Source organism: Gemmatimonadota bacterium, from assembly GCA_016209965.1.
In the GTDB taxonomy this organism is placed as follows: Bacteria; Gemmatimonadota; Gemmatimonadetes; order Longimicrobiales; family RSA9; genus JACQVE01.
This window is the reverse complement of record JACQVE010000348.1, coordinates 1-3,109: the sequence shown is the minus strand read 5'-3', so window position 1 is coordinate 3,109 and position 3,109 is coordinate 1. Positions and strand designations below refer to the sequence as shown.

Annotated in this window: 3 protein-coding genes; all 3 read right to left on the bottom strand. The window is 69.1% G+C overall.

Annotated features, from left to right (window positions below; genetic code table 11):
• Positions 1 to 95 precede the first annotated feature (95 nt).
• The 3 genes from HY703_13890 to HY703_13880 all read right to left on the bottom strand — a co-directional run bounded on the left by HY703_13890 (position 96) and on the right by HY703_13880 (position 2,404).
• Positions 96 to 872 carry an SDR family oxidoreductase gene (locus HY703_13890; GenBank protein ID MBI4546281.1) on the bottom strand — a complete coding sequence of 259 codons (777 nt, stop codon included), beginning with the start codon at positions 870 to 872 and terminating at the stop codon, positions 96 to 98.
• 314 nt (positions 873 to 1,186) lie between these two features.
• Positions 1,187 to 2,038, bottom strand: a complete 852-nt coding sequence (locus HY703_13885; GenBank protein MBI4546280.1) for a hypothetical protein — start codon at positions 2,036 to 2,038, stop codon at positions 1,187 to 1,189.
• 36 nt (positions 2,039 to 2,074) lie between these two features.
• Positions 2,075 to 2,404: a hypothetical protein gene (locus tag HY703_13880; GenBank protein ID MBI4546279.1), complete on the bottom strand. Its 330-nt coding sequence runs from the start codon at positions 2,402 to 2,404 to the stop codon at positions 2,075 to 2,077.
• Positions 2,405 to 3,109: the final 705 nt, after the last annotated feature.

Below are 3,109 nucleotides of genomic sequence, written 5' to 3'. Positions count from 1 at the left end.
GGCGGACCCGTCGAGACGGGCGTGCTGCCGGGGAGCGGTCGCGCCGCGGCTCCGTGCTTCGGCGCCGGCAGGCCGCGGGCTGGGAACCCCGGAGCTCACGTCTCCACGGCCTGGCCCGGCGGGAGCACGCATTGGCCATTGAGGTGGGCGGCGCTCTCCCCACAGAGCGTGACCACTACCTGCGCCACCTCCTCGGGCCGCGTCAGCCGCGCCTGGCGGGTGCTGGCCAGCAGGACCGGCAGCACCTCCTCGCGCGACCTGCCGGTCCGCTTCTCGATGCGTTCCAGGGTCTGGCGTGTCATTTCCGTGTCCACATAGCCGGGGCAAACGGCGTTCACGGTCACGCCGGTGCCGGCCACTTCCGCGGCCACCGAACGCGTGAAGCCAACCAGTGCGTGCTTGGAAGCGGAATAAGCGGCAACGTATCGGGCGCCCTCGAGTCCTGCCGTCGACGCCATATTCACGACCCGGCCCCACCCCCGCTCGAGCATTCCCGGCAGGAACGCCTGGGTGCACAGAAATGGGCCGGTGGCATTGACCGAAAGCAGCCGGTTCCACTCCTCCAGCGACTCCCGCGCGAGCGGCGAGGAGCTGGCCGCGCCAGCGTTGTTCACCAGGATGTCGATCGCGCCCAGCTCGTTCAGGGCAGCGCGCGCCAGCGCGGCCACGGAGGCGGCATCCGTGACGTCGCAGCGGACGGCGATCGCGCGGCGCCCCTCGGCGCGCAGGCTGCCGGCCGCCGCCTCGATCTGATCGCGCGTGCGCGCGGCCAGAGCCACCGCCGCGCCCGCCTCGGCCAGCGCCCGCGCCACCGCCTCGCCGATGCCGCGCCCGCCGCCCGTGACGACGGCGGCACGACCCTCCAAATTCACGGGAGGCCCCGCGGCCTGCGGCGCGGCCCACCGGATGGCCGGTCGCCTCCGATCAGCAGAGTCAAGGTGGGCAGCATGGAGACCGCTCCAAGCAGGCAGTTCCCTCCCCGCAGTATACTATCGAACGCACGTTTCAAGAAAGTTGCTGACAGGCGGGCGGCAGCAGCGGGCATGCCCTGCCCTACGCCAAGCGCCGTGTGCCCCGCCAAACTGCCATTGCGCGCGAGGCCCCACGCGCGGCGCCAGCGCTGGCAAAGTGGGCCAGCGGCCGAGAGCCAGTCGGAGAGCCGGATGCGGGTAATCCGGACGTCCGCTCACATGTCCGGGTGCGGCCACCCCTCCGGAAGACCGCCGAACACTTCTCGATACGCGGCGACGATCGCGGGAAGCGGCTCGTGCCGTGCCCTGCGGACATCGTCCTCGTACCAGCGCTGCAGCTTGTCGGCCAAGGTCTCGAGTTCTTTGGCCCGCTCCGCTTCCTCGAGCTCGGCTTTGACCGCCTCGCTCGGATCGTAGCTTGACCAATCGTCGAAGCGGGGTCGACATCCAAAATCCACCAGGTACAGGCGCGGGAACGAGTAGATCCAGCGGCAGCCGGCTTCCTTCAGCCGGGCGAAGATCCAGCGATAGAGCGGTCGGAGATCCGCCCGATCCGCGCCGAGCGTCGTCCCCATGTAGAAGTCCAGGTAGTCATATCCCACGCCGAGCCCGGCGTAGCGACGGTTGAGCGAGTCGGCAATGAATCCGGCGGATCCCCGGAACGAGCCCAGATTGAATTCCCTCCCACCCGCATCGATGACGGCGTGGTTCTGGGAAAACACGTCCCACAGGGCGCGGCCAAGGAGGTCCACGATCTCGCGTTCCGGGGCGATCGCGTCCCCGGTTGCGCCGTTCGGTTCAGCCTCTGCCACGGCCTCCTCTGCCTCAGCCTCCTCTTCAACCGCCGGCTCCGGCCGCCCGGACAGTGCTGCCAGGTTGCGCCGCATGCTCTCGCGCTCCGCACGGAGCTGCTCCGCCGTCGGATGGAAGATGCGCAGCAGAGGCGAGCGCTCCCAGCCCCCCGGCGCGAGCGCCTCGAGCAGTTCCCCGGGATCGAGGAGGAATCGATGCAGGAGCTCGGCGCAAGCCTCCTGCGAATGTGACGGACGGTCTTCTACAGGCCACATGGGTCACCTCAGCCCTCGCGTTGCCCTGCGCTCCCTTCAGAACCAGTCGTCGTCATCCCAGCGCCGGCGGTCCGCTTTCTCCTCCTCCCGTCGAGCTCGGCGGAACCGGCGCGCCATCGCCCGCTGGGCCCCGGTCAACTCTCGCACGTACTCGATCAGACCAGTCCGCACGCAGATATGTGAGCCGTGCAGGTCAGTGAAGCGGGTCCAGCAAGATGGAAAGCGAGGCGCGAGCTGGCGCAGCAGCCGTTCGCCGGTGTCGCGCGCGACGTAGTGCTCATCGGAGCGCGTCCCGACCACGAAGTACTCCTCCGCGGGCGGCCGTTCCTCGGGTTCCGCGAAATATTCCTTGAGCCTGTTGATCATTTGCCGCTCCCGCTCCGGCTCCGTCTCCAGTTCCGATGGCGACGTCGCCAGGGGCGGTCCACGACGGATCCCATCGCAGCAAGCAGTCGCCGCGCCGCCGGCACGGACGGACGCTCGGCCCGACGGAAGTCGCGTCACTTTTTCCGGACCTCACGCCCGCCGGCCGGCGGCGGCAAAAAACAAAACGCCCCACCTGGCTATCGCGGCGCAGGTGGGGCGTTTGACAACGCTCCGCAGAGGTGAGTACGCGCTACGGCAGAGCGCCTCCCGTCCTCCCTGCGCGACACATTCGAAAACCCCGGCCCGCCGACCGGCTCCCGGGGCGGCTTTGCCCAGGACGCCGCACCGTTCTCAGCCAGACACTGCGCACCGCCCTGCGCCGCCCGGATCGTGTCGATCGCCAGATGTTCACCGAAGCCTTCCACCTCCGTCGCGCTTCCGCGCGAAGCGCGGGCATTCCCGACCGAAAAAGCAAAAGCGCGCCGCCGATGCCCGCAGTGCTTGGCGCGCTGCCACCCTCCGACCCGCCAGGGTCGTCAGGATCTGTAAGGGACATCGGGACGCGACTCCCGTAACCAGACATACTGCGGTGCGCCTGCACGCTTGTCAAGACCCATGATCGCACCCTTGATCGCGCAACCCCGGGGAGGGGGTCGGCAAGACAGTCACTGCTCTCAAGGGAGCCACTGTATCGGAGGATGACGC